Below are 24,807 nucleotides of genomic sequence, written 5' to 3' on the forward strand. Positions count from 1 at the left end.
CACGCCACAGCACCCTCGTCAGACGTCACCCTCTGGAGTCCCAAGATGGATCGTCCCCCTCTGCAGACCATCGCCGTCGTCGGCCTCGGCACCATGGGCACCGGCATCTCCGACATTCTCGCCCGTGCGGGGCGCGAGGTCATCGGTATCGACACCAGCGAATCGGCGGCGCGCCGTGCGCTGCGGTCGCTGGAGAACTCGACGGCTCGCACCGTCGCGGCGGGCCGGATGAGCGAGGACGAACGCCGCGGCGTCCTCGCGCGTTTCCGCACCTTCCCCGACCTGCGTGCCGCCGCCGAGGCCGAGTTGGTGATCGAGGTGGTGCCCGAGGAGTACGACACCAAGTGCCGCGTCTTCGCCGAGCTCGACACCCTGGTCAAGCCGGAGACGATCCTCGCCACGGGCACCAACGCGCTCTCGGTCACGCGTCTCGCCGCCGACACCGACCGGCCCGAACGCGTCCTGGGCCTGCACTTCTTCAACCCGGCTCCGGCGATGAAGCTCGTCGAGGTGGTCTCGTCCGTGCTGACGGCGCCGCAGGCCGTGGCGGCCGTGACCCGGCTCGCCGAGGAGCTCGGCAAGTCGCCGATCTCGGTGGGCGATCGGCCCGGATTCGTCGCGGACGGCCTCCTCTTCGGCTACCTCAACCAGGCGGCCGCCATGTACGAGTCGAAGTACGCGACGCGCGAGGACATCGACGCCGCGATGCGCCTCGGCTGCGGACTGCCGATGGGCCCGCTCGCACTCCTCGACCTCATCGGCGTCGACACGGCGCGTACGGTGCTCGACGCACTCCACGCGGAGTCCGGCGACCGGCTCCACGCGCCGGCGCCCGTCCTCGGCCAGCTGAGCGACGCGGGGCTCACGGGCCGCAAGGCCGGACGCGGCTTCTACACCTACGACTCCCCCGGCGGCGCCGAGTTGGTCCCCGACGGGCAGACGCCCGACAAGGACGCGGCGGCGACCGCGGGGAGGCCCGTGGCACGCGTCGGCGTCGCCGGTTCCGGGACGATGGCGTCCGGCATCGCGGAGGTCTTCGCGCGCGCCGGGTTCGCCACCGTCCTCGCCGCCCGCAGCGAGGAGAAGGCCGAAGCGGCGAAGGCCGCCGTCGCCGCCTCGTGCGAACGGGCCGTGCGCAAGGGCAGGATGAGCCCGGCGGAGCGCGACGCGGCGCTGGACCGCGTCACTCCGGCCGGCTCCTGGGAGTCGCTAGCGGAAGCGGACCTCGTGGTCGAGGCGGTCGCCGAGGACCTCGACGTCAAGCGGACGCTCTTCGCCCGGCTCGACGGCGTCTGCAAGGAAGGCGCCGTCCTCGCGACGACGACCTCCTCGCTCCCCGTCGTCGCCTGCGCCCGCGCCACGGGCCGGCCGCGGGACGTCGTGGGTATGCACTTCTTCAACCCCGCGCCGGCGATGCAACTCGTCGAGGTGGTGCGGACCGTGCTCACGGGCGACGAGGCGCACGCGACCGTCCGCGAGGTCTGTGCACGCCTCGGCAAGCACCCGGTCGACTGCCGGGACCGCGCCGGCTTCATCGTCAACGCCCTGCTCTTCCCCTATCTCAACAATGCGGTGAAGATGGTCCAGGACCACTACGCCTCGCTCGACGAGATCGACGCCGCGATGAAACTCGGCGGCGGGTACCCGATGGGACCCTTCGAACTCCTCGACGTCGTGGGCCTCGACGTCTCGCTCGCCATCGAGCAGGTGCTCCACCGCGAGTTCCGGGACCCGGGCCTGCAGCCGGCGCCGCTCCTCGAACACCTGGTGGCCGCCGGGTGCCTCGGACGGAAGACGGGACGCGGGTTCCGCGAGTACGCACGCCGGTGACGCCGCCTCCGCGGCCGGACCGTTGGGGCGGACTGCTGGAGCCTTCCGACTGTCCGCCCGCCGAGGCCGTCACGGCGTGTAGCGTTCGCTGCATGCCAGAGTCCTCGAAGACCTCCAGATCACCCGCGCCGAGAACGGTCGCCGCGGCCTCGCAACGCCTCAAGGTCCGCCGCGAACTGGCCGCTGCGGCAATGGAGTTGTTCGCCACGAAGGGGTACGAGGAGACGACGGTCGACGAGATCGCCTCCGCCGCGGGCGTCGCCAGGCGGACGTTCTTCCGGCACTACCGCTCCAAGGAAGAGGCGATCTTCGCCGACCACGACGAGACCCTCGTCCGCGCCCAGGCGGTACTGGAGGCGGCCCCTCCGCACGAGAACCCGCTCGACACCGTCTGCCGTGGGATCAAAGAGGTGATGCGCATGTACGCCTCCTCGCCGCAGGGCAGCGTCGAGCGGTACAAGCTCACCCGCGAGGTGCCGGCGCTGCGGGAGGCGGAGATCGCCTCGGTCGCGCGGTACGAACGCCTCTTCACCCGCTATCTGCTGGGGCACTTCGACGAGAAGCAGCACGAGGGCGGCGGCGACCTCGACGAGCCGCTCCTCGCCGAGGTGGCCGCCTCGGCCGTCGTCACCGCCCACAACCACGTGCTGCGGCGCTGGCTGCGCAGCGGCGGAGTCGGCGACGTCGAGGCGCAGTTGGACAAGGCGTTCGCGGTGGTGCGCCGCACCTTCGGCACCGGGTTCGGCGCCAACCGCGCGGTGGAGGCGACGCGTACGCCGGTGCCGGGCGAGGAGAGCGAGGTGCTCGTCACGGTGGCCCGTACCGACGCACCGCTCACCGAGATCATGGGCAGCATCGAGGAGGCCCTCCGCAACCGCTGAACCGCGAGGCGACACGAGGGCGCACGAGGAGGGGCGGCCGCCACCGGGCGGCCGCCCCTCCTCGTGCGCGCAACCCCGTGGCCGGCGCGAGGGATTGGCGCCGTCGGGCCCTGGTGGGCGTGAGAGCCATGCCACTTCAAAAGTCTGGCACTGCGTGCCGCACGCCTCGGTTGCGCGATGATCGATCACAGAATCGGTCAGACCCACTTAAATCGCAGCCGAGCGCGCTCACTTGAAATGGAAGCCCACCACTTGAGGGCGGTTACTCACGGGAAACATCTTGTGCGGTGGCACTCGGTGTCATACGTTGAGTGCAGTTCGGGCGACGTCCCAGCGGTTCACCCCGCGCTGCCCGCACGCCTGCGTCACAGGCACGGCTCCGCGCACACCCGCGCGGGACCGGCACGTATCACCCGCCGAACCGACGGCTCTGCCTCAGCACCGACGCCCCCCAGGCGTCCCCTCATCCGCGCATCGCCGGAGGCAACACCGTGAACCAGATACTCGATGCGATCCTCGCGTCCGACACGCCCGCAGCCGACTTCGCGCAGCTGCCGCTCCCCGACTCCTACCGCGCCGTCACCGTCCACAAGGACGACGCCGGCATGTTCGAGGGCCAGGAGAGCCGGGACAAGGACCCTCGCAAGTCACTCCACCTCGACGAGGTGGCGGTCCCCGAACTCGGCCCGGGCGAGGCGCTGGTGGCCGTGATGGCCTCCTCGGTCAACTACAACTCCGTCTGGACGTCCCTCTTCGAACCGCTGCCGACCTTCGGTTTCCTGGAGCGGTACGGGCGCCTCTCGCCCCTCGCCAAGCGGCACGACCTCCCCTACCACGTCATCGGCTCCGACCTCGCGGGCGTGGTGCTGCGCACCGGCGCCGGCGTCAACTCCTGGAAGCCGGGCGACGAGGTCGTCGCGCACTGCCTGTCGGTGGAGCTGGAGTCGGCGGACGGGCACGACGACACGATGCTCGACCCGGAGCAGCGGATCTGGGGGTTCGAGACCAACTTCGGCGGGCTCGCCGAGATCGCGCTGGTGAAGTCGAACCAGCTCATGCCGAAGCCCGACCACCTGAGCTGGGAGGAGGCCGCCTCACCCGGGCTCGTCAACTCCACGGCCTACCGGCAGCTCGTCTCCCGCAACGGGGCCGGCATGAAGCAGGGCGACAACGTCCTGATCTGGGGCGCGAGCGGCGGACTCGGCTCCTACGCCACGCAGTTCGCGCTCGCCGGCGGGGCCAACCCGATCTGCGTCGTCTCCAGCGAGCAGAAGGCCGAGATCTGCCGGCGGATGGGCGCCGACGCGATCATCGACCGGAACGCCGAGGGCTACCGGTTCTGGAAGGACGAGCACGAGCAGGACCCCGGGGAGTGGAAGCGGTTCGGCAAGCGCATCCGCGAACTCACCGGCGGCGAGGACGTCGACATCGTCTTCGAGCACCCGGGGCGCGAGACCTTCGGCGCGAGCGTCTACGTCACCCGCAAGGGCGGCACGATCGTGACCTGTGCGTCCACCTCGGGGTACCAGCACACCTACGACAACCGCTACCTGTGGATGTCGCTGAAGCGTATCGTCGGCTCGCACTTCGCCAACTACCGCGAGGCGTGGGAGGCGAACCGCCTCATCGCCAAGGGCAAGATCCACCCGACCCTCTCCAGGACGTACTCGCTCGAGGAGACCGGCCAGGCCGCCTACGACGTCCACCGCAACCTGCACCAGGGCAAGGTCGGCGTCCTCGCCCTCGCGCCCGAGGAGGGCCTCGGCGTCCGCGACCAGGAGAAGCGGCGGAAGCACCTCGACGCGATCAACCGGTTCCGCGATGTCTGAGACGCCCTCCGTCGAAACCGCGAGCTCCGCACGTCCCGCCAGGTCACGCGCCTGGCTGATGCGTACCTACGCGGGCCACTCCACGGCCGAAGCGTCCAACCGCCTCTACCGCCGCAACCTCGCCAAGGGCCAGACGGGCCTCTCGGTCGCCTTCGACCTGCCGACGCAGACCGGTTACGACCCCGACCACGTCCTCGCACGCGGCGAGGTCGGCCGGGTCGGCGTCCCCGTCTCCCACCTCGGCGACATGCGGCGGCTCTTCGAGGAGATCCCGCTGGAGCGGATGAACACCTCGATGACGATCAACGCCACGGCGATGTGGCTGCTCGCGCTCTACCAGGTCGTCGCCGAGGAACAGGGCGCCGACGTCTCGCAGTTGCAGGGCACGACGCAGAACGACATCGTCAAGGAGTACCTCTCCCGAGGGACGCACGTCTTCCCGCCAGGACCCTCGCTGCGGCTGACGACCGACATGATCGCCTACACGGTCAACCACATCCCGAAGTGGAACCCGATCAACATCTGCAGCTACCACCTCCAGGAGGCGGGCGCGACGCCGGTCCAGGAGATCGCGTACGCGATCTCCACCGCCGTCGCGGTGCTCGACGCGGTCCGCGACTCCGGGCAGGTGCCCGCCGAGCGGATGGGCGACGTCGTCGCGCGGATCTCCTTCTTCGTCAACGCGGGCGTCCGCTTCGTCGAGGAGATGTGCAAGATGCGGGCTTTCACCGAGATCTGGGACCGGATCACGCGTGAGCGGTACGGCATCGAGAACCCGAAGCAGCGCAGGTTCCGCTACGGCGTGCAGGTCAACTCGCTCGGGCTCACCGAGGCACAGCCGGAGAACAACGTGCAGCGGATCGTGCTGGAGATGCTCGCGGTGACGCTCTCCAAGGACGCCCGCGCCCGTGCCGTGCAACTCCCGGCGTGGAACGAGGCGTTGGGCCTGCCCCGCCCCTGGGACCAGCAGTGGTCGCTCCGTATCCAGCAGGTGCTCGCGCACGAGAGCGACCTGCTGGAGTACGAGGACCTCTTCGCCGGGTCGCACGTCGTCGAGGCGAAGGTCGCCGAGCTGGTGGCGGCGAGCGAGGCGGAGCGGGAGCGGATCGAGGAGATGGGGGGCGTCATGGCCGCCGTCGAGTCGGGCTACCTCAAGTCGCAGCTCGTCTCCTCGCACGCCGGGCGCAGGGCGCGGATCGAGTCGGGCGAGGAGATGATCGTCGGCGTCAACTGCTTCGAGGCGACCGAACCGAGCCCGCTCACCGCCGACTTGGACACCGCCGTGCACACCGCGGACCCGACCGTCGAGGCGCAGCTCGTCGACGCGGTGCAGGAGTGGCGCACCACGCGCGACGGACCGTACTGCCATCCCCGCGCGGCACAGGCGCTCCGGCTGCTCAAGGAGGCGGCGGCGAGCGACGCCAACCTGATGGAGGCGACGCTGACCTGCGCACGCGCCGGCGTCACCACAGGGGAGTGGTCGGAGGCGCTGCGCGAGGTCTTCGGCGAGTTCCGCGCACCGACCGGCGTGAGCAGCGCCCCCGTCGCCGTGCCGGCCGAGGCGGGCTCGTCCCTCGCCGAGGTGCGGCGCCGCGTCGAGGTGACGGCGAAGGAACTCGGCGTGGGCAAGTTGCGCCTGCTCGTGGGGAAGCCCGGGCTCGACGGGCACAGCAACGGCGCCGAGCAGATCGCCGTCCGCGCGCGGGACGCCGGGTTCGAAGTCGTCTACCAGGGCATCAGACTCACGCCCGAGCAGATCGTCACGGCGGCCGTCGCCGAGGACGTGCACTGCGTCGGCCTCTCCATCCTGTCGGGATCGCACGCCGCACTCGTCCCCGACGTACTGGAGCGGCTGCGTGACGCGGGAGGCGACCCGGACGGGCCGCCGGGCGGCACCGAGGTGCCGATCCCCGTCATCGTCGGCGGAATCATCCCCTCCGCCGACGCCGAAGCCCTGCGGGAGGCCGGCGTATCGGCCGTCTTCACCCCGAAGGACTTCGGAATCACGGAGATCATCGGCCGTATCGTCGACGAGATCCGCACAGCGAACAAGCTCGACCCCGTGGAGGTCCCCGCATGACCGCGCAACCCTCGCCCGGCACCTCGCAGGACGCGGCCCGGCTGCGCCCGAGGCGCTCCTGCATGGCCGTTCCCGGCAGCAACCCGCGCTTCCTGGAGAAGGCCCAGGAGCTCCCGGCCGACCAGGTCTTCCTCGACCTGGAGGACGCCTGCGCCCCGCTCGCCAAGCCGGAGGCGCGCCACACCATCGTCAAGTACCTCAACAAGGGCGACTGGAGCGGCAAGACCCGCGTCGTGCGGGTCAACGACTGGACCACGGAGTGGACTTACCGCGACGTGACCACCGTCGTCGAGGGCGCAGGCGCCAACCTCGACTGCCTCATGCTCCCGAAGGTGCAGGACGCGGGGCAGATCCACGCACTCGATCTGCTGCTCACCCAGATCGAGAAGACCATGGGGTACGAGGTCGGCCGCATCGGCATCGAGGCGCAGATCGAGAACGCACGCGGCCTCGTCAACGTCGACGAGATCGCCGGCGCCTCCCCGCGCCTGGAGACGATCGTCTTCGGCCCCGCCGACTTCATGGCGTCGATCAACATGAAGACCCTCGTCGTCGGCGAGCAGCCGCCCGGCTACCCCGCGGACGCCTATCACTACATCCTGATGCGCATCCTGATGGCCGCCCGCACCCACGACCTCCAGGCGATCGACGGCCCCTACCTCCAGATCCGCGACGTCGACGGCTTCCGCGAGGTCGCGGGACGCTCCGCCGCGCTCGGCTTCGACGGCAAGTGGGTCCTCCACCCGGGTCAGGTGGACGCAGCGAACGAGGTCTACTCGCCCTCCCAGGAGGACTACGACCACGCCGAGTTGATCCTCGACGCCTACGCCCACTGCACCTCCGAGGCCGGCGGGAAGAAGGGCTCGGCGATGCTCGGCGACGAGATGATCGACGAGGCGAGCCGCAAGATGGCGCTCGTGGTCTCCGGCAAGGGCCGCGCCGCCGGCATGCGGCGCACCACCTCCTTCCAGCCTCCGGAGGCGTGAGATGCAGTTCGGACGCACCTTCGAGGAGTTCCGGGTCGGCGACGTCTACAAGCACTGGCCCGGCAAGACCGTCACCGAGTACGACGACCACCTCTTCTGCCTGTTGACGATGAACCACCACCCGCTCCACATGGACGCCAACTACGCGGAGCGGACGACCGACTTCGGGAAGAACGTCGTCGTCGGCAACTACGTCTACTCGCTGCTGCTCGGCATGTCCGTGCCGGACGTCTCGGGCAAGGCGATCGCCAACCTGGAGGTGGAGTCGCTCAGGCACGTAGCACCCACCTTCCACGGGGACACGGTCTACGGGCAGACGGAGGTGCTCGACAAGACGCCGTCGAGGTCGAAGAGCGACCGCGGGATCGTCCACGTCGAGACGAAGGGCCTCAACCAGGACGGCACCGTCGTCTGCGTCTTCCGCCGCAAGGTGATGGTGCCGACGCAGGCGTACCTCGAGGAGCGCGCCGCCGTCGGCGACTCCGGCGACGGCGAGCAGCCAGGGCGTCCCGAGCCGGCACGGAAGGGGAAGTGAGATGGGCAGGCTCGCCAGGACCGAAGGGCTCACGGAGATCCAGCGGGAGATCGTCGAAACGGTACGGGGATTCGTCGACAAGGAGATCCTCCCCGTCGCGACGGAGCTGGAGCACAGGGACGAGTACCCGACCGAGATCGTCGAAGGGCTCAAGGAGCTCGGCCTCTTCGGGCTGATGATCCCCGAGGAGTACGGCGGGCTCGGGGAGTCGCTCCTCACCTACGCGCTCTGCGTCGAGGAGATAGCCCGCGGCTGGATGAGCGTCTCGGGCATCGTCAACACGCACTTCATCGTGGCGTACATGCTCAAGCAGCACGGTACGCAGGAGCAGCGGGACCACTTCCTCCCGCGGATGGCGACGGGCGAGGTGCGCGGCGCCTTCTCGATGTCCGAGCCGGGGCTCGGCTCCGACGTCTCCGCGATCGCCTCCAAGGGGGTGCGCGACGGCGACGAGTTCGTCCTCCGCGGGCAGAAGATGTGGCTCACCAACGGCGGCTCCTCGACGCTCGTCGCCGTCCTCTGCCGGACGGACGAGGGGCACCCGGAGGGGACGGCCCCGCACAGGTCCATGACGACGTTCCTCGTGGAGAAGGAGCCGGGCTTCGGCGAGGTGCGGCCGGGCCTCACCGTCCCCGGAAAGATCGAGAAGATGGGGTACAAGGGCGTCGACACGACCGAACTCCTCATGGACGGCGTGCGCGTGCCGGCCGATCGCGTCCTCGGCGGGACGACGGGGCGCGGCTTCTACCAGATGATGGACGGCGTCGAGGTCGGCAGGGTGAACGTCGCCGCGCGTGGATGCGGCGTCGCACAGCGGGCGTTCGAGCTCGGCATCGACTACGCGCAGCAGCGCGAGACGTTCGGGAAGCCGATCGCACGCCACCAGGCCATCCAGTTCAAACTGGCCGAGATGGGCACCAAGGTCGAGGCCGCGCACGCGCTGATGGTCGGCGCAGCAAGGAAAAAGGACTCGGGCGAGCGGAACGACCTGGAGGCGGGGATGGCCAAATACCTCGCCTCCGAGTACTGCAAGGAGGTCGTCGAGGACTCCTTCCGCATCCACGGCGGCTACGGTTTCTCCAAGGAGTACGAGATCGAGCGCCTCTACCGCGAGGCACCGATGCTCCTGATCGGTGAAGGAACCGCCGAGATCCAGAAAATGATCGTGGGCCGCCGCCTCCTCGAGGAGTACCGGGCGCAAGGCTGAATTGTGCGGTTCGGGGCGTTTTTCGGGGGCCGACGTTCGCCCCCGTGAGACGCTCCGGACCACGCCGGGACACTGACTGGCGCTCTGGCTTGCCCAGTTGCCGTCAGAAACCGATAGCATCCCGGAAAGCCGCCGTCCCCCGAGAAGTTGCGGCTCCCTCCGCTACGAAGGTCATCCATGCCCCACAGCCCCTACTCCGCATCCTCTGGTCGTCTCCGTCTCGCGCGCGGAGCGTCGCCGTGGCTTCTGCCGACGGCCGCCACCGCCGCACTCAGCCTGGCTCGCGCCGGCCGCTCCCGGCGGGCCGCCGCGGTGGCCGTGCCGGCCACCGCGCTCACCGCGGGGATGCTGTGGTTCTTCCGCGACCCCGAGCGCGAGATCGCTCAGGGGCGGGTGCTGTCTCCTGCCGACGGCGTGGTGCAGAGCATCATGCCGTGGCACGACGGGCGCACTCGCGTCGCGATCTTCATGAGCCCGCTCAACGTCCACGTCAACCGGGCGCCGCTCGCCGGCGAGGTGGTGTCGGTTGAGCACGTTCCGGGTGGGTTCGTCCCCGCCTTCAACAAGGAGAGCGAGCACAACGAACGCGTTGTGTGGCACTTTGGAACGGAGCTCGGCGACATCGAGATGGTCCAGATCGCCGGCACCGTCGCCCGACGCATCGTGCCGTACGTGGGAACGGGTGCCAAGGTCGAACAAGGCGAGCGCGTGGGCCTCATCCGCTTCGGCTCCCGGGTCGACGTCTATCTGCCCGAGGGACTCGAAGCCGCCGTCGAGGTCGGCCAGGCCACGACAGCGGGGGTGACTCGCCTTGACCGTGATTGATCCCGATACCCGGGCCTCCTGGGTCCCCGAGGCCCCGGAGGACGACGAAGCCGACGACATGCCGCTCTCCACGCGGCTGTCGATAGCGGACACCCTGACGCTCGGCAACGCCACGTGCGGCTTCATGGCCGTCTACTTCACCACCACCGGCGTCCTCATCCCCCACCTCACCGGCAGCGAGGACGGCGGGATGGCGCGGCACAGCGCGGCGACCGTGGTGGTGCTGATGCTCCTCGCCTCGGTCTTCGACCTCTTCGACGGCCTCGTCGCGCGGAAGCTGCGCAGCTCCGCGATGGGCGCCGAGCTCGACAACCTCTCGGACCTGATCAGCTTCGGGCTCGCGCCCGCGTACTTCGTCGTGGTCTGGGGGATGGTGGCCAACGACGCGCACCAGCGCGTTTCGGTGGTGGCCGCCGTCATCGTGCTGTTGGCGGTGGTGCTGCGGCTTGCGCGGTTCTCGTGCGTGCCGATACGGGACGGCGTCTTCCAGGGGATGCCGGGTCCGTTCGGTGCGCTCACCGTGATCTCGATCGTGCTCCTCGAACTCCCCTTCCTGCCCACGCTCCTGGCGATCTTCGGCGTCGCCTGGCTGATGGTGAGCCGGGTCGAGTACCCCAAGCCGCGGGGGCGCCTCGCGGTGGCGATGCTCGGCTGGATCATCGCCAGCATGGGGCTGCTCGCCGCGTGGGCGTTCGACGCACCCGGCGGCGAACTGCTGTTGCAGACGGGGTGCGCGCTCCAGGTCGTGCTCGGTGCCGTGATTCCGCTCTTCGCGACGGCGCGGCGGGTCAACGACTTCCGCGGCAATCGCAGGGAGGCGCGGGCGGCCGCCCAGTCCTGAACATCCTTCGGCGCGGAGCCGGTACGTCGGCGGCGGAGGGCCGGTCCTGGGGGCCGGCCCTCCGCCGCTGTCGTGCACGGGGTGCGGGCGGACACGCGATCGGGGCGTGCTTCCGGCAGTCGCTCCGTCAGGCGTGCCAGCGCGCCCGTGCGGACTCGACCTCCGCGCGGTAATCGGCGTAACCGCCCTCGTAGCGGCCGCGGTTGGCCGGGTTCGGCGACACGGTCCGGTGGTCCGCGTACCAGACGGACTCGTCCACCGGGTCGCCGAGCGCGGCCCGCGCGACGATCGCCGCGCCCTTCGCCCCGACCTCGGTCTCCCCGGGCACGCGCACCTCGCGGCCGAGGATGTCGGCGAACGTCTGCATCCAGCCGGCCGAGCGCGTACCGCCGCCGCACGCCGCGAGGGTCGCGGAGAGCCCGGCGGCCTCCAGGCAGTGGCGGGCGGCGTAGCCGACGGCCTCGCACATCGCGCGGACCAGGTCGCCCCGCCCGTGCGCCAGCGACATCCCCTCGAAGCGCGCCCGCGCGCCCGGCTCGACGAACGGCGCGCGCTCGCCCGCCTCGGAGAGGAAAGGCAGCGCGCGCACTCCGCCCGCGCCCGGCGGGCTCGACATCAGCAGGGACTCCAACTCGGAGGTGTCGGCCCCGACGACGGCGAGCGCCCAGTCGATACCCGCCGTACCGACCATGGCGGGCATCGCCCGGAGCCAGCGCCCGGCGTCCGGCGTGCACAGCCACATGCCGGCCGGCTCGGCCCCGGGGTCGACGTACGCGCTGTCGGTGAGCACCTGGCAGGCGAGCGTCGTCCCGACCGTCAGCAGGCCGTCGCCGACCTCCCGTACGCCGCTGCCGATGGCGCAGGCGGGGAGGTCGTAGGGGCCCGAGGTGACGGGCAACCCCTCGGGCAGTCCCGTGAGTTCGGCGCCGCGGGCGTCGAGGCCGAGCACCGTACGGGGCTCGGCCGGCTCGGGCAGGAGGTGGGCGAGGTCGGCGACGCCGCACGCCTCCAGCGCGTCCGTCGAGTAGCGGCGGGTACGCGCGTCGAGGAAGGGGAGGGTGGCGTCCGAGGCGTCGAGCGCGACGGTGCCCGTGAGTTGCTGCGCTATCGCGTCGACGCAGTACCCGGCGACGGCCGCCCGCTCCAGGGTCTGCGGCTCGTGCTCGCGCAGCCAGGCGAGGAGCGGCGCGTGGCACCCGGGGAACATGCCGGAACCGGTTCGCCCGTAGACGCGCTCGACGGTGCCGTCCTGCTGCCAGCCGGCGACGAGGTCGGCGGCGCGGCCGTCCATCCAACTGATCATGGGCCGGGCCGCGCGCCCCTCGGCGTCCCTGAGCCACAGGCCGTCGCCCTGCCCCGTGAGCGCGAGCGCGGCCGGCGGCCGCGGCAGCGCGGCGGCGACCTCGCGGACGACTTCGGCCACGCTGCGCAGGACCTCGTCGAGGTCCTGCTCGACGACGCCGCCCGGCTGCCTGAGCAGCGTCGAGCGGCGGCTCGCCGAGTGGAGCGGGCGCCCTGCGCGGTCGAAGGCGACGGCCTTGGTGACGGAGGTGCCGATGTCGACGCCGATGATCTCGGTCATGGCCGTGCTTCCTTGGCTCGGGGGCGGTTCTCTCCCGCGTGCGGCCGCCGGAGAGCTCGTTGGCTCCGTCGCCGATAACGCACACGCTCGTTGTTATATTTATATCCGCAGACGTTAAGAAGCAACGGCCGGGGCGTTCTCGCTCCGACCCGGGAGGAGACAGATGGCAGCGCGGCTGTTGCTGGTACGCCACGGTCGGACGGTGTGGCACGCGGAGAACCGGTACGCGGGGGTCTCGGACGTGGCGCTCACCGAAACCGGTATCGCCCAGGCCGAGGCGCTCGGCGCCTGGGCGGCGTCCCGCGGTATCGACGCCGTCGCCTGCTCTCCGCTCAGCCGCGCGAGGGCGACGGCCGAACCGGCCGCACGCCGGCTCGGTCTGACGCCCGTGGTGTGGGAGGGGCTGCGCGAGATCGACTTCGGCTGGGGCGAGGGGCGCACCGTCGCGGAGATGGCGGCGGAGGACCCCGAGGCGGTCCGCGCCTTCCGGGCCGACGCGGAGGCCGGAGCCTTCCCCGGCTCCGAACCTCCGTCCGCAGCCGCCGTACGCGTCACGGCGGCGCTCCGCGGGATTGCCGCCGCGCACGAGAACGGGACCGTCCTCGTCGTGGCGCACAACACCGCGCTGCGGGTGGCGCTCTGCGCGCTGCTCGGCATCCCTCTGAGCCGATACCGGCTCGTCTTCCCGAAGTTGGAGAACGCGGCCGTCACCGAGATCGGGATCGACGGCGAGCGGACGGCGCTGCGCGCGCTCAACCTCCCCACGGCGGACGCCGCGTGAGCGGCGCGGCCGAGCCCCGGGGCGTGCGCGCCGGGCGCCCCACCCGCTCGCAGGAGCACAGGCGCCAGTTGATCACCGAGACGGTGCTGGAGCACGGCACGGTCAGCGTCGCCCGGCTCGCCGAGCTCACCGGCGTCAGCGTCATGACCGTCCACCGCGACCTGGACGAGCTCGCCGCGCGGGGCGTGCTGCGGCGCTTCCGCGGCGGGGTCTCCGCGCTGCCCTCCAGCGTCTTCGAGAGCAACCTCGACTACCGTCTCGGGGTGCGCTCGGCGGAGAAGGCGGCGGTGGCGAAGGCAGCGCTCGACCTCGTGGAGCCGGGCATGTCGGTGATGCTCGACGACTCCACGACGACGCTCGCGCTCGCCCAGCTCCTCACGGGGACGGTCCCGTTGACGGTCCTGACCAACGCCCGCCGGGTGGTGGACGTCTTCGCGGGGCGGGAGGGCGTGCGGCTGATCGCGCTCGGCGGGGAGTACTCGCCCACGCACGACTCCTATCTCGGTGTGCCCTGCCTGGAGGCGATCGAGGCGATCTCCGTCGACCTCGTCGTCGTCTCCACCTCCGCGATGGACGCGCGGATGACCTTCCACCAGGAGCAGGACGTGGTTCTCGTCAAGCGAGCGATGCTCGGCCGCGGGACGCGCACGGCGCTGCTGATGGACCACTCCAAGCTCCCCCGCACCGCGCTCCACCGCCTGTGCCCCGTCGGGGACTTCGACCACGTCGTCGTGGACGCCGGGGTTCCCGACGCGCTGCTCGCGGAAGTGCGGGAGCAGACAGAACTGCGCGTCGCGGGCGCCTGACGCCCGCGCCACCAAGTACCGCACGCAGTGAAAGGAAGCGTCCCCATGGACACCACCTCCGGCACCCCCGCGCCCGTCGTCGCCGGGATCGACGTGGCGACGGCCGCCGTCCGCGTCCTGTGCGTCGACGCGTCGGGGAGGGTCCTCGCGGAAGGGAAGGAACCGCTTCCGCAGCCGGTGCGGAACGGCGACCGCAGTGAGCAGGACGCGGAAGCCTGGTGGCCGGCGGCGGCGCGGGCGCTCCGCGCGGCGCTCTCCCGTCTCGCGGGAGGCGGCCGGGAGGTCGTCGCGGTCGCCGCCTCCGCCACCTCGGGGACGTGCGTCCTCGTCGGCCCGGAGGGGCGTCCCCTCTCCCCCGCGCTCATGTACGACGACCGCAGAGCCGCCCGACTCAACGCGTACGCACAGGAGTCGGGCGCCGCGCGGTGGTCCGCGCTGGGTATCTCCGTCGGGCCGACGGCGGCGCTCGGCCGCCTCGCGTGGTACGCGCGGACCGACGAGGTGGCGCGGCCCCGCGGCAGCCGCCTGCTCCACACGCCCGACCTGCTCGCCGAGCGGCTCACCGGCGGGCGGACCGCCACCGACTGGAGTCACTCGCTCAAGACGGGCTACGACCCGCTGCGCGGCGAGTGGCCGGCCGAGGTCCTCGACGCGCTCGGCATCCCGCCGTCATGGCTGCCCGACGTCCAGGCGCCGGGCACCGAGGTCGGCACCGTCTGCTCGGCCGCCGCCGAGGAGACGGGGCTGCCGGAGGGCGCCTCGGTGCGGCTCGGGATGACGGACGGCTGCACCGGGCAACTCGCCACGGGCGCCGTGCGTCCCGGAGAGTTCGTCGGGGTCCTCGGTACGACCTACGTACTCAAGGGCGTCACGCGGGAGTTGGCCACCGACCCGTCGGGCGCCGTCTACAGCCACCGCCACCCGGACGGCTGGTGGCTTCCGGGAGGCGCCTCCAACACCGGTGGCGAGGCGCTCGGTTGGTTCGACTGGTCCAGGTTCCCCGAACTCGACGCGGCCGCAGCCGCGCGCGGTCCTGCCTCCTTCGTCAGCTATCCGCTGCGCCGCGAGGGCGAGCGGTTCCCGTTCGTCAGCAGCGCGGCGCGCGGCTTCACCACCGGCACGCCCGCCGACGACGCCGAGCGGCACCGGGCCGACCAGGAGGGCGTCGCCTTCCTCGAGCGGCTCGCGCTGGAGCGCGTCGCCGAGCTGGGGGTAGCGGTGGAGGGCCCGCTCCACGCGGCGGGCGGCGGCAGCCGCAGCGCGCTGTGGACCCGTATCCGGGCGACGGTGCTGGGGCGGGAGCTGCGCGTCGTCGACCGGGCCGAAACCGCCTTCGGCGCCGCCCTGTTGGCGGCGGCCGGCACCCTGTACGGGAACCTGTCGGAGGCCGCCTCCGCGATGGTGGGCCCGGGGCGCACCGTCGAGCCGGAGCCGCGCGAGCGGCAGGCGCTGGAGGAGTCGTACGGGGAGTTCGTCGGGGCGCTGCGGGAGCGGGGGCTGCTGTGAGCGCACGGCTGTCGCGGTCGGCGTGACTGGGGTACGCAGTCGGACGACCGGGTCCGTACCACGCGCAGCCGCTCACTACCGACGTCCGGCAGCGATCCCACGCACGGGACGGCGTACTGCCCACGTCCCGCAAGGTCGGTCCCTCCTCCGGGCGCGCCGCCTCTTCGATCGGCTGTCGCACATCTGCGCACCTCGCTAAATTACTAGTAGTAAGTTACGGTTGGTAGATTCCACGGAGGAGAGAGGACCGAACGATTTCTGCCACCACGCACCGGAGGCTCTCCAAACACGAACGTCACGCACAACTTCTGGCTGTCGCACGTGAGCTGATCCGCGAGATGGGCACGGACAGTTTCACTTTGGGCAAGCTTGCTCAACGGGCAGGGGTTACCAAGCCGTTGGTCTACGACCACTTCGGCGACCGGTCCGGGGTGCTCGCCGAGCTGTACCGCGAGTTCGAGGAACACCAACGGCAGACTCTTGCGCTCGCCCTCACGAACACGGCACCCGAGTTGCCCGCAGTGGCCGGTGTCATCGCGGACGCGCACATCGAGTGCTGTCTGGCGGAAGGGCAGGAACTGGCGGCTGTCGTCGCCGCACTCGAAGGTTCGCCCGCGCTCAGTCGGCTGCGCCAAGAGGCGGAGGACGCGTACCTCGTCATGTGTCGGAAAGCCCTGGAACCGTTTTCGGGCCCCATGGACACGGCTGGATTGCAGGCCGTCGCCGGCGCCGGCGACGCCCTGGCCCGCAGTGCCCTTGCCGGCAGGATCAGCTCAGAGCGTGCGCGCCAGGCACTCGGCCACGTCATCACGTCTGTTGCCACCCAGGAGAACTCATGACGATCACACGTCCTCCGCAGCCGGGCACAGCCCTCTGGGTGTCAGCGCACCCCCGGCAGAGGTCGCTCAACGGCCGCCTCACAAGGGAGGGGGTGGAGGAACTCTCGGCCCATCACGAGGTGCTCACCTCGGACCTCTACGCTCAGCGATTCGATCCCGTACTGGGCGATCACGATCTCGGGGACCTTGCAGGCACGCCAGGAAGCGTCGCCGAGCAGGCCGGCACGGCGTACGCCAGGGGACAGCTCTCCGCCGAAGTCAAGGAGGAACAGGCCAAGCTCGCCGCCGCGGAACTGCTCGTCGTGCAGTTCCCGCTGTGGTGGTACGGGCCCCCGGCCATCCTCAAGGGATGGTTCGACCGTGTCCTCACCGGCGGGTTCTCCCACGGCGACCTGGACCCCGTGCTCGGCGTGCCACGACGGTACGGAGACGGCGGCCTCACCGGGCGGAAGGCGCTGTTGGTGGTGACCGCGGGCGAGGACGAACGCACACTCGGTCCCCGCGGCGTCAGCGGCGACCTCGAATCGCTGCTGTTCCCGATCACGCACGGCGTGCTCTGGTTCGTGGGCATCGAGACACTCGATCTGCATGTCGTCCACGATGCTGACACGCTGGGGGCCGAGGGGTTCGATCGGGAGAGGGAGCGCCTGCGGGAGCGGCTTCGCACGATCGACGACGAGCCCGCCCGGAAGTTCCGGCGCCTGCGCGACGGGGACTATCACGGAACGCGCTCGCTCCACCCCGAACTGCTGCCCGGTCGCACCGACTTCGGAATCCACCTCGCTCACGCCCGCTAGTTTCCGCTCGTGGACCGCGACCGTAGCGCTTGTGCACGGTGTATGCCCGGCCGGACCCGGAACCCGGTGCTGCTGAGGCCGGGCCGCTCGGCGCCCGTCGGGTCGCTCCGACCGTGTGAGCAACGGCGCCCGGACCGCTCGAAGGCCGCGCCGGGCAGCTCCTCGGCCTCTCGCGCGACCCGGGACGTCGCCGCCCGGGCGTCGTCCGCCGACTTCAGGGCGCCTTGAGGTAGTCCTCGGCGACGCGGGCCGCGATGCGTTCCAGCAGTGGGCCCGCCTGGGCGAGGGCGGCGTCCGTGTCCGGCTCGATGTCGGCGAGTGCGTACGCGCGCTCGATGCCCGCGGCGCGGAGTGCCTTTCGGTCGATCCTGAGGCGTCCGCAGACGGCGACGACCGGCTTGCCCGCCTTGCCTGCCGCCGCTGCCACGCCGGCCGGGGCCTTGCCGTGGAGGGTCTGCTCGTCGAGCGAGCCCTCGCCTGTCACCACCAGGTCGGCGCGCTGCAACGCGTCCTGGAAGCCGAGGACTTCGAGGAGGACCTCGATCCCCGGGCGGAAGGCGGCGCCCAGGCCGACGAGCGCGGCGTACCCCACGCCGCCGGCCGCGCCGGCGCCCGGGGCCTCGGCCGTCGAGACGGCCTCGTCGCCGACGGACTCGCCGAGCACGCGCACGAAGTGGGCGAGAGCGGCATCGAGCACCTCGACGTCCCGTTCGGAGGCGCCCTTCTGCGGTCCGTAGACAGTGGCGGCGCCCTTGGGACCCGTGAGGGGGTTGTCGACGTCGCTGGCGAGGACGAACTCGATGTCCTTGAGCCGCTCGTCGAGCTGGGAAAGATCGGCCGAGACGAGCTCGACGAGGGGGCCGCCGCCGTGCGGGATCTGGTCGCCGTCCTCGTCGAGGAAGTGCGCGCCGAGCGCCTGGAGCATGCCGGCGCCGCCGTCGACCGTCGCCGAGCCGCCGACGCCGAGGACGATCCGCCGCGCGCCCGCCTCCACGGCGGCGCTGATCACCTCGCCGGTTCCGTAGGTGGTGGCGGTGAGCGGTGCGAAGACGCCCTCGGGGAGGAGCTCGAGGCCGGACGCCGCGGCCATCTCCACGACGGCCGTGCCCTCGTGGAGCGCGAAGGCCGCGGTGACGGGCGCACCGAGCGGGCCCGTCACCTCCGCCTCGCGGCGCTCGAACCCGGACGCGACGGCGGCCTCCACGGTGCCGTCGCCGCCGTCGGCCACGGGGAGCGCCTCCGTCTCGGTGCCGGGGGCGACCTTGCGCAGCCCGTTGCCGACGTGCTCGGCGACCTCGACGGCCGTCAGCGATCCCTTGAACTTGTCCGCGGCGATCAGCACATGCGCCGTCGTTGTCATGGTTCTGCCCCTGGGTCTCTCTTTGCTCGAACAGGCAGTCGTGCCCGGGTGACCCTATCTGCCGGAAGGGTGCCCGGACCATGGGCCGTCCGGCGGCGGGGGCCTGTTGTGCTGTCGCACGGCCCGACCCGCCCCGGCGCAGCCCCGGTTACTCCGTTCTTCGGAGCCGCCGCCACACGGCGCGGGCGGCGTTGTGTCCTGACATGCCGTGGACGCCGGGGCCCGGGGGCGTGGCGGAGGAGCAGAGGAAGACCGCGGGGTGCGCGGTGGAGTACGGGACTCGGGAGAGCTTCGGGCGGAGCAGGAGCTGGAGACCGGAGGCCGAGCCGCAGGCGATGTCCCCGCCGACGTAGTTGGGGTTGCGCTCGGCGAGCTCCGGGGGGCCTGCCGTCGCCCGGGCGAGGACGAGGTCGCGGAAACCCGGTGCAAAGCGCTCCAGTTGGCGCTCGACGGCCTCGGTGAGGTCGCCCTCCCAACCGTTGGGGACGTGGCCGTAGGCCCAGAAGGTGTGCCGCCCCTCCGGCGCCCTGGTGGAGTCGACGAGGCTCGGCTGCGAGGTGATCAGGAACGGCCGCTCGGGCGCCCGGCCGCCGACGGCGTCGCGGAGCGCGACGTCGATGTCCCGCACCGCCGGGCCGACGTGGACGGTCCCGGCGCGGCGGGCCTCCTCCGAGCGCCACGGGACGGGCCCCGAGAGGGCGTAGTCGAGCTTGAATACGCTGGCGCCGTAGCGGAAGTGCTCGTACGCGCTGCCGAGACCGGCGATGCGGGCGAGAGCCGTGGGCGAGGTGTCGAAGACGTAGGCGCGGGCGGGCGGGAGTTCGTCGAGCCGGCGGACCTCGGTGCCGGTGTGGAGGGTGCCGCCGAGGGCGCGGAGGTAGCCGGCGAGCGCGTCCGAGATCGCCTGGGAGCCGCCGCGCGGTACGGGCCAGCCGAAGGTGTGCGCCGCGAGCGCGAAGACGAGCGCGGGGCCGGCCGACGCGGGGTTCTCCAGCGGTGCGATGACGTGCCCCGCGAGCCCGGCGAAGAGGGCCTTCGCCTTCTCCGCGCGGAAGCGGAGGTTGAGCAGGGCGGCGGGGAGGAGCCCGGAGAGGCCGAACCTGGCGAGGAGCAGCGGGTGTTGGGGGAAGCGGCCGTCGAGGGCGGAGCCGAGTGCGAGGAAGTCTGCGGCGAGCTCGTCCCACCTGCCGATGAACGGTGCGACGAGGCGGCGGTACGCGCCGGCGTCCCGCGGTCCGAGCGAGCTCGCCGTCTCGCCGACGGAGCGCGCGAGGACGGCCGCGGTGCCGTCGGGGAACGGGTGGGCGAGCGGCAGCTCCGGGTCGAGCCACGTGAGGCCGTGCTCGGCGAGCGGCATCGAGCGGAACGCCGGCGACCCGACGCCCGTGGGGTGTACGGCCGAGCAGGGGTCGTGCCGGAACCCGGGGAGCGTCAACTCATCGGTCCTCGCCCCTCCCCCGACCTTCTCCGCGGCCTCGAAGAGCTCCACGGAGAAGCCTCTCCTCGCCAGCTCCACGGCGGCCGTCAGGCCGTTCGGGCCGGCCCCGACGACGACCACGTCACGGATCGTTGGCACTGTCGGCTCCCCTCGTGCCCCTGGCGCGGGGCTCTCACCGGCTCGGTCGCACAGCGTGGGCCACTCTACGCGGACGGTCCGACACCGCACCGGCGACCACCCGACGGAACCGCGGACGCACCGTCACCGAGCCGGCGGCGAGGCGCGATCCCGCGCGAGCCCGGGGAGCGGGTCCTGCGCCGGCTCGAAAGGACCCGGCACCGGTGCGAGCCGCATCCGGAGCCGCCTTCTGCACTCGGGCCCGAGCCCCCAGCGCCGGGAGACGCGGTCGCGCAGCGGGTGCCCGCACATCCGGCAGCGGAGCGGTTCGGGCTCGTCGGGGGCGGTGCCGGGGAGGGTCGGGAGGTCGTCCATGTGTCCACGGTGCCAGGCCTGTTGGGGTCGGCGCGGGGCAACGGGCGCTGCTCGTCGCCGTGGTCGGGCGGTGCGGCTCGGATCGTCCGCCGAGTGCGGGGTAGGCGGCCGCCATGGGGGAAGAGGGCGGTCGAGGGCGCGGCGTACGGAGCGTGGTGCGGGGCGGCGTGGTGGCTGCTCACCGGCTCCGCCTCGGACGCCGTCGCAGCGGGGACGGCGAGCGGTGCGGCCCGGTGGGCGCCCGGCCGTTCGTCGCCAGGGCCTTGCGGAGGAACGCCGAGAGGTACGCGGAGAACTTGCGGCGTGCGCGGCGCGGACGGTGGGGCGGGTGGCCGGAAGGTGTACGCCCGCGTGCCGGTCAGCCGCCGAGCGCCCCCAGTACCCGGCGCACGGTCGGCTCGTCGCGGGCGGAGACGAACGGGAGCGCGTTGCGCCCGCGGAGCCGGAAAGGCGCGCCGTCGAAGGTACGGGTGGCGCCGCCGACCTCGGCGACGAGGAGCTGCCCCGCGGCATGGTCCCAAGCGGCCTCCCAGGTGTAGGCGACAGCGTCCAACTCCCCTGCTGCCACGGCGAGATACTCCAGGCCGGCCGAGCCCGTGGGCCGGGCGGCGAGCGTATCCGGCGGGCTGTCGCGCAGGGCGGCGAGGGCGCGGCGCTGCGCCGCGTCGTCGGCGTCGGCGTCGGGGAAGGAGAAGGCGACGTCGAGCGGTGCCCCGCGGTCCTCGGGCGCGGCGAGCGGCTCGCCGCCGAGCGCGGCTCCGCCGCCGCGTACCGCGGTGGCGAAGAGCCCGAGGACCGGCGCGTACGTCCAGGAGGCGACGGTCTCGCCGCCGCGTGCGAGCGCCACCAGCGTGCTGAACTCGGGCGCGCCGGAGACGAAGTGCCGGGTGCCGTCGATCGGATCGACGATCCAGACCCAGCCGTCGCCCTCGAGGGCCGCGTACCTGCCGGGGTCCGCGTACACGGACTCCTCGCCGACCACCGCCGAGCCGGGGAGCAGCGCGGTGAGCGCAGCCGACAGGTGCGCCTCGGCCGCGCGGTCGGCGACGGTGGCGAGGTCGTGCGGGCCCGCCTTCTCGAACACCTCCTCGGCGCCGAGGCGTTGGCGGCGCGGCAGCACCTCGGTGGCGACGGCCTCGCGTACGGCCTCTTCGACTTCGCTGAGCAGACGTTCGGGGAACACCCGGCAATCCAAGCATGCGCCGGCCGCGCCGCCCGGTCAGGTGGCCGCACGCCGCCGCGGCACTACCCTGGCGGGCATGAGCGCCGAGCACGCCCCCGCAACCGACGCCGAGGAGAGCGGCGAGGAGGACGGCCGTCCCCTCGTGGCGATCCTCAGCGGCGCAGGGATCTCGACCGACTCCGGCATCCCCGACTACCGCGGCCCCAGGGGCCTGTGGCGCGAGGACCCGGACGCGGAGAAGCTCGTCACGTACGGGTACTACATGAGCGACCCGGAGATCCGGCGCCGCTCCTGGCAGATGCGCCGCACCAGCCCCACGTGGGAGGCGCGGCCGAACGCGGCGCACGAGGCGGTGGCCCGCCTGGAGCGGTCGGGGGTGCCGGTGCGGGTGATCACGCAGAACGTCGACGGGCTCCACCAGCTCGCGGGCGTCCCCGAGGAGAAGGTGCTGGAGCTGCACGGGAGTTCGCGGAGCGCGGTGTGCACGGGGTGCGGGGCCGCCTCGTCGATGGCTGCGGCGTTGCGGCGGGTCGAGGCCGGGGAGGAGGACCCGGCGTGCGAGGTGTGCGGCGGCATCCTGAAGTCGGCGACGGTGATGTTCGGTGAGCAGCTCGACCCGCGGGTGCTGGGCGCCGCGGTCGCCGTGGCGAAGGCGTGCGACGTCCTCGTCGCCGTCGGGACGAGCCTCCAGGTGCAGCCGGCGGCCTCGCTCGCGTCCCTCGCCGCCGAGCACGGGGCCCGTCTCGTGATCGTCAACGCCTCACCCACGCCGTACGACGCGCTCGCCGACGAGGTCGTGCGGGAGCCGATCGGCGAGGCGCTGCCCCCGCTCCTCGACACCCTGCGGGGCTGACCCGCCCGCTCCTCAGCCACCCGACCGCGACCGTGGCACCACCACGGGCGCACCGTCCGAGGGCCCGGCGACCACGTCGGCCTCGACCTCGTACAACTCCTCGACGAGAGCGCTGTCGACGGTCTCGGCCGGCGGTCCCTGGGCGAGGACGCGTCCGTCCTTCATCGCGACGACGGTGTCCGCGTACCGTGCCGCCGCCGAGAGGTCGTGGAGCACCATCACGACCGTCCGGCCGCCGGCTGTGATCTCCCGGACGAGCTCCAGCACGTCGACGACGTGGCCGAGGTCGAGGGCGCTCGTGGGCTCGTCGAGGAGGACGAGCGGGGTCTCCTGCGCCAACACCATGGCGAGCCAGCACCGTTGGCGCTGCCCGCCCGAGAGCCGCGCCAGCGGTTCCCCGGCGAACTCGACCGTGGCCGTCGCCTCCATCGCCTCCCGTACCGCCCGCTCGTCCTCGCGCGACCACTGCCGCAGGACGCTCTGGTGCGGGTGGCGGCCGAAGCGCACGAGCCTGGAGACGGTCACCCCCTCCGGTGCCAGCGGCGACTGCGGCAGCAGCGCGATCCGTCGGGCGGCCTCGCGCCTGCCGAGCGCCCACACGTCGTCGCCGGAGGCCCGTACGGTGCCGGAGGCGGGTCGCTGGAGCCGGGCGAGGCTGCGCAACAGGGTCGATTTCCCGCACCCGTTGGGCCCGACGATCGCCGCGACCTTCCCTGCCCCGACCGTGACGTCGGCTCCGTGGACGACCGGGCGGTTCGGGTAGCCCACGTGCAGCCCCTCCACCTCCAGGCCGGGCGGTGTCACGCTCACCGGCCGCGCTCCGCCGCCGCGCTCGGGCGGCGGCCGGGGCCGTACGAGCGCCTGCCTCCGGGGCGGCGTGCGTCAACTCCGCTGCTGGTCGCGGCTGGTCGCGCCGACCGGGTGCGGACGGTGCGGGGTCGGCCCACTTGCTTCGCGTACATATGGTTAGCCTAACCTAAGTTCGTCGCTCGGAGAGGGCGACCGACAACGACCCGATACGCCGTGCTGCACAGCGACTTGTCCGCCGCGCCCCACCCGGGGCGGCGCCCATCGACCCGCGCAAGCGGCCTGATCCCACTCGGACGACGGAGGCTCAGCATGCCGTGCCCCGATCCAGCCGGACCGCGGGAGCGACCGCACGCCTGCGCCCACCCGAAGAGCGAGCGCGGCGCGCGCCCCCTCGCGGGCGAGGCGCCGCCGAGGTCCGCCCGCTGCCGCGGCAGCGCGCGCCGAGGCGTCATCGGCCAGGCTCCGCCTGCCGGTCGGCCTTGCCGCGCAGCACGCCACCGGATGCTCACCACACGTCAGGCGGAGGCACAGTGAACGCCGAAGAAGAACTCCAGGGGCGTCTCGCCCTCGTCACAGGGGCCGGGCGCGGCATCGGCGGCGCCGTCGTGGAGACCCTCGTGGCCAGAGGCGCGCGGGTCGTGGCGGCCGATCTCGACACCGAAGGCGTCACCGGTCTCGCCGAGACGCACCCGGGACGCGTGACGGCGCTGCGACTCGACGTCACCGACGCGGGCGCCGTCGACAACGCCGTCGAGGAGGCGGAAGCGGCCCTCGGGCCGCTCGACATCGCCGTCAACGTCGCCGGGATACTGCGGAGTTGCGAGGTGGTGGAGCTCGGCGACGACGACTGGGCGCAGACCTTCGCCGTCAACACCGACGGTGTCCTCCACGTCTCCCGCGCCGTGGTGCGCGGCATGGCCGAGCGCGGCTCGGGGAGCATCGTGACGGTCGCCTCCAACGCCGCCGGTGTGCCGCGGACCGGGATGTCCGCCTATGCGGCGTCGAAGGCGGCGGCCGTGATGTTCACCAAGTGCCTCGGCCTGGAGGTCGCTGCGCGCGGCGTGCGCTGCAACACCGTCTCGCCGGGCTCCACGCTCACCGACATGCAGCGCGGCATGTGGCGCGACGCAGGCATGGCGGACGAGGACGAGGCCACCCGCCGTGTCGTCGCGGGCGACCTCGCCTCGCACCGCACCGGCATCCCGCTCGGCCGCATCGCAGAACCCGTCGACGTCGCGGAGGCGGTCGCCTTCCTCGCCTCCGACCGCGCGCGCCACATCACCCTCCACGACCTCTACGTGGACGGCGGGGCGACGCTCCGCGCCTGACCCACCCGTTTCCGCGGC

Annotated in this window: 22 protein-coding genes; 16 read left to right on the forward strand and 6 right to left on the reverse strand. The window is 72.3% G+C overall.

Going from position 1 to position 24,807, the window contains the following annotated elements; genetic code table 11:
• Positions 1–45 precede the first annotated feature (45 nt).
• The 9 genes from UWG_RS0115130 (at position 46) to UWG_RS0115170 (ending at position 11,014) form a co-directional block, all read left to right on the forward strand.
• Complete coding sequence (locus UWG_RS0115130) at positions 46–1,830, forward strand: 3-hydroxyacyl-CoA dehydrogenase family protein (RefSeq protein ID WP_016908063.1); 1,785 nt, start codon at positions 46–48, stop codon at positions 1,828–1,830.
• A gap of 92 nt (positions 1,831–1,922) precedes the next feature.
• The gene (locus UWG_RS0115135) at positions 1,923–2,711 is read left to right on the forward strand and encodes a TetR family transcriptional regulator (RefSeq protein ID WP_237720100.1); all 789 of its coding nucleotides are present in this window, start codon (positions 1,923–1,925) and stop codon (positions 2,709–2,711) included.
• Positions 2,712–3,202: 491 nt separating this feature from the next.
• Positions 3,203–4,540 carry a crotonyl-CoA carboxylase/reductase gene (gene ccrA / locus UWG_RS0115140; RefSeq protein ID WP_016908065.1) on the forward strand — a complete coding sequence of 446 codons (1,338 nt, stop codon included), beginning with the start codon at positions 3,203–3,205 and terminating at the stop codon, positions 4,538–4,540.
• Positions 4,533–6,620, forward strand: a complete 2,088-nt coding sequence (locus UWG_RS0115145; RefSeq protein ID WP_078495659.1) for a protein meaA — start codon at positions 4,533–4,535, stop codon at positions 6,618–6,620. Before ccrA ends, UWG_RS0115145 begins: the two co-directional genes overlap by 8 nt.
• A complete protein-coding gene (locus UWG_RS0115150; RefSeq protein WP_016908067.1) occupies positions 6,617–7,606 on the forward strand; it encodes an HpcH/HpaI aldolase/citrate lyase family protein in 990 nt (329 codons plus the stop codon). The genes UWG_RS0115145 and UWG_RS0115150 overlap by 4 nt, the downstream gene beginning before the upstream one ends.
• Before the next feature lies 1 nt (position 7,607).
• Positions 7,608–8,141, forward strand: a complete 534-nt coding sequence (locus UWG_RS0115155; protein ID WP_016908068.1) for a MaoC family dehydratase — start codon at positions 7,608–7,610, stop codon at positions 8,139–8,141.
• A 1-nt stretch (position 8,142) separates the two neighbouring features.
• Positions 8,143–9,348 (forward strand): acyl-CoA dehydrogenase family protein, encoded by a 1,206-nt coding sequence (locus UWG_RS0115160; protein ID WP_016908069.1) that lies wholly within the window; start codon positions 8,143–8,145, stop codon positions 9,346–9,348.
• A gap of 177 nt (positions 9,349–9,525) precedes the next feature.
• Positions 9,526–10,173 carry a phosphatidylserine decarboxylase gene (locus UWG_RS0115165; protein ID WP_029391466.1) on the forward strand — a complete coding sequence of 216 codons (648 nt, stop codon included), beginning with the start codon at positions 9,526–9,528 and terminating at the stop codon, positions 10,171–10,173.
• Complete coding sequence (locus tag UWG_RS0115170) at positions 10,160–11,014, forward strand: CDP-alcohol phosphatidyltransferase family protein (RefSeq protein ID WP_029391467.1); 855 nt, start codon at positions 10,160–10,162, stop codon at positions 11,012–11,014. Before UWG_RS0115165 ends, UWG_RS0115170 begins: the two co-directional genes overlap by 14 nt.
• A gap of 127 nt (positions 11,015–11,141) precedes the next feature.
• Here UWG_RS0115170 and UWG_RS0115175 read toward each other — a convergent pair whose 3' ends face one another.
• Entirely contained in the window at positions 11,142–12,596 is a 1,455-nt protein-coding gene (locus tag UWG_RS0115175; RefSeq protein ID WP_016908072.1) for an FGGY-family carbohydrate kinase, read from the reverse strand.
• Positions 12,597–12,759: 163 nt separating this feature from the next.
• Here UWG_RS0115175 and UWG_RS0115180 point away from each other — a divergent pair, with 163 nt between their 5' ends.
• The 5 genes from UWG_RS0115180 (at position 12,760) to UWG_RS0115200 (ending at position 17,325) form a co-directional block, all read left to right on the forward strand.
• A complete protein-coding gene (locus UWG_RS0115180) occupies positions 12,760–13,377 on the forward strand; it encodes a histidine phosphatase family protein (protein WP_016908073.1) in 618 nt (205 codons plus the stop codon).
• On the forward strand, positions 13,374–14,183 hold the full coding sequence (locus tag UWG_RS0115185; protein WP_016908074.1) for a DeoR/GlpR family DNA-binding transcription regulator: 810 nt from the start codon (positions 13,374–13,376) through the stop codon (positions 14,181–14,183). Before UWG_RS0115180 ends, UWG_RS0115185 begins: the two co-directional genes overlap by 4 nt.
• A gap of 45 nt (positions 14,184–14,228) precedes the next feature.
• Positions 14,229–15,689, forward strand: a complete 1,461-nt coding sequence (locus UWG_RS0115190; protein ID WP_016908075.1) for an FGGY-family carbohydrate kinase — start codon at positions 14,229–14,231, stop codon at positions 15,687–15,689.
• A gap of 308 nt (positions 15,690–15,997) precedes the next feature.
• A complete protein-coding gene (locus tag UWG_RS0115195) occupies positions 15,998–16,528 on the forward strand; it encodes a TetR/AcrR family transcriptional regulator (RefSeq protein ID WP_272943199.1) in 531 nt (176 codons plus the stop codon).
• Positions 16,525–17,325 (forward strand): NAD(P)H-dependent oxidoreductase, encoded by an 801-nt coding sequence (locus UWG_RS0115200; RefSeq protein WP_029391470.1) that lies wholly within the window; start codon positions 16,525–16,527, stop codon positions 17,323–17,325. The genes UWG_RS0115195 and UWG_RS0115200 overlap by 4 nt, the downstream gene beginning before the upstream one ends.
• A gap of 214 nt (positions 17,326–17,539) precedes the next feature.
• Here UWG_RS0115200 and UWG_RS0115205 read toward each other — a convergent pair whose 3' ends face one another.
• The 4 genes from UWG_RS0115205 to UWG_RS0115220 form a co-directional block, all read right to left on the reverse strand.
• Entirely contained in the window at positions 17,540–18,685 is a 1,146-nt protein-coding gene (locus UWG_RS0115205) for a glycerate kinase (RefSeq protein ID WP_033196152.1), read from the reverse strand.
• Positions 18,686–18,833: 148 nt separating this feature from the next.
• Positions 18,834–20,261 carry a phytoene desaturase family protein gene (locus tag UWG_RS0115210; RefSeq protein ID WP_193386455.1) on the reverse strand — a complete coding sequence of 476 codons (1,428 nt, stop codon included), beginning with the start codon at positions 20,259–20,261 and terminating at the stop codon, positions 18,834–18,836.
• A 123-nt stretch (positions 20,262–20,384) separates the two neighbouring features.
• Entirely contained in the window at positions 20,385–20,615 is a 231-nt protein-coding gene (locus UWG_RS0115215) for a DUF6011 domain-containing protein (RefSeq protein WP_016908080.1), read from the reverse strand.
• Positions 20,616–20,973: 358 nt separating this feature from the next.
• Positions 20,974–21,798, reverse strand: a complete 825-nt coding sequence (locus UWG_RS0115220; protein WP_016908081.1) for an inositol monophosphatase family protein — start codon at positions 21,796–21,798, stop codon at positions 20,974–20,976.
• 76 nt (positions 21,799–21,874) lie between these two features.
• Between UWG_RS0115220 and UWG_RS0115225 the strand changes: the two genes are divergently transcribed.
• Positions 21,875–22,651, forward strand: coding sequence for an SIR2 family NAD-dependent protein deacylase (locus UWG_RS0115225; protein ID WP_016908082.1), 777 nt, complete (start codon positions 21,875–21,877; stop codon positions 22,649–22,651).
• Positions 22,652–22,663: 12 nt separating this feature from the next.
• On the opposite strand, the gene UWG_RS0115230 is transcribed toward UWG_RS0115225, so the two are convergent.
• Positions 22,664–23,461, reverse strand: coding sequence for an ABC transporter ATP-binding protein (locus tag UWG_RS0115230; RefSeq protein WP_016908083.1), 798 nt, complete (start codon positions 23,459–23,461; stop codon positions 22,664–22,666).
• Between the two features lie 530 nt (positions 23,462–23,991).
• On the opposite strand from UWG_RS0115230, the gene UWG_RS0115235 reads away from it, so the two are divergent.
• A complete protein-coding gene (locus UWG_RS0115235) occupies positions 23,992–24,789 on the forward strand; it encodes a 2,3-dihydro-2,3-dihydroxybenzoate dehydrogenase (RefSeq protein WP_016908084.1) in 798 nt (265 codons plus the stop codon).
• The last annotated feature ends 18 nt before the right edge of the window (positions 24,790–24,807 follow it).

Source organism: Streptomyces xiaopingdaonensis (assembly GCF_000262345.1).
GTDB classification, from domain to species: Bacteria; Actinomycetota; Actinomycetes; order Streptomycetales; family Streptomycetaceae; genus Streptomyces; species Streptomyces xiaopingdaonensis.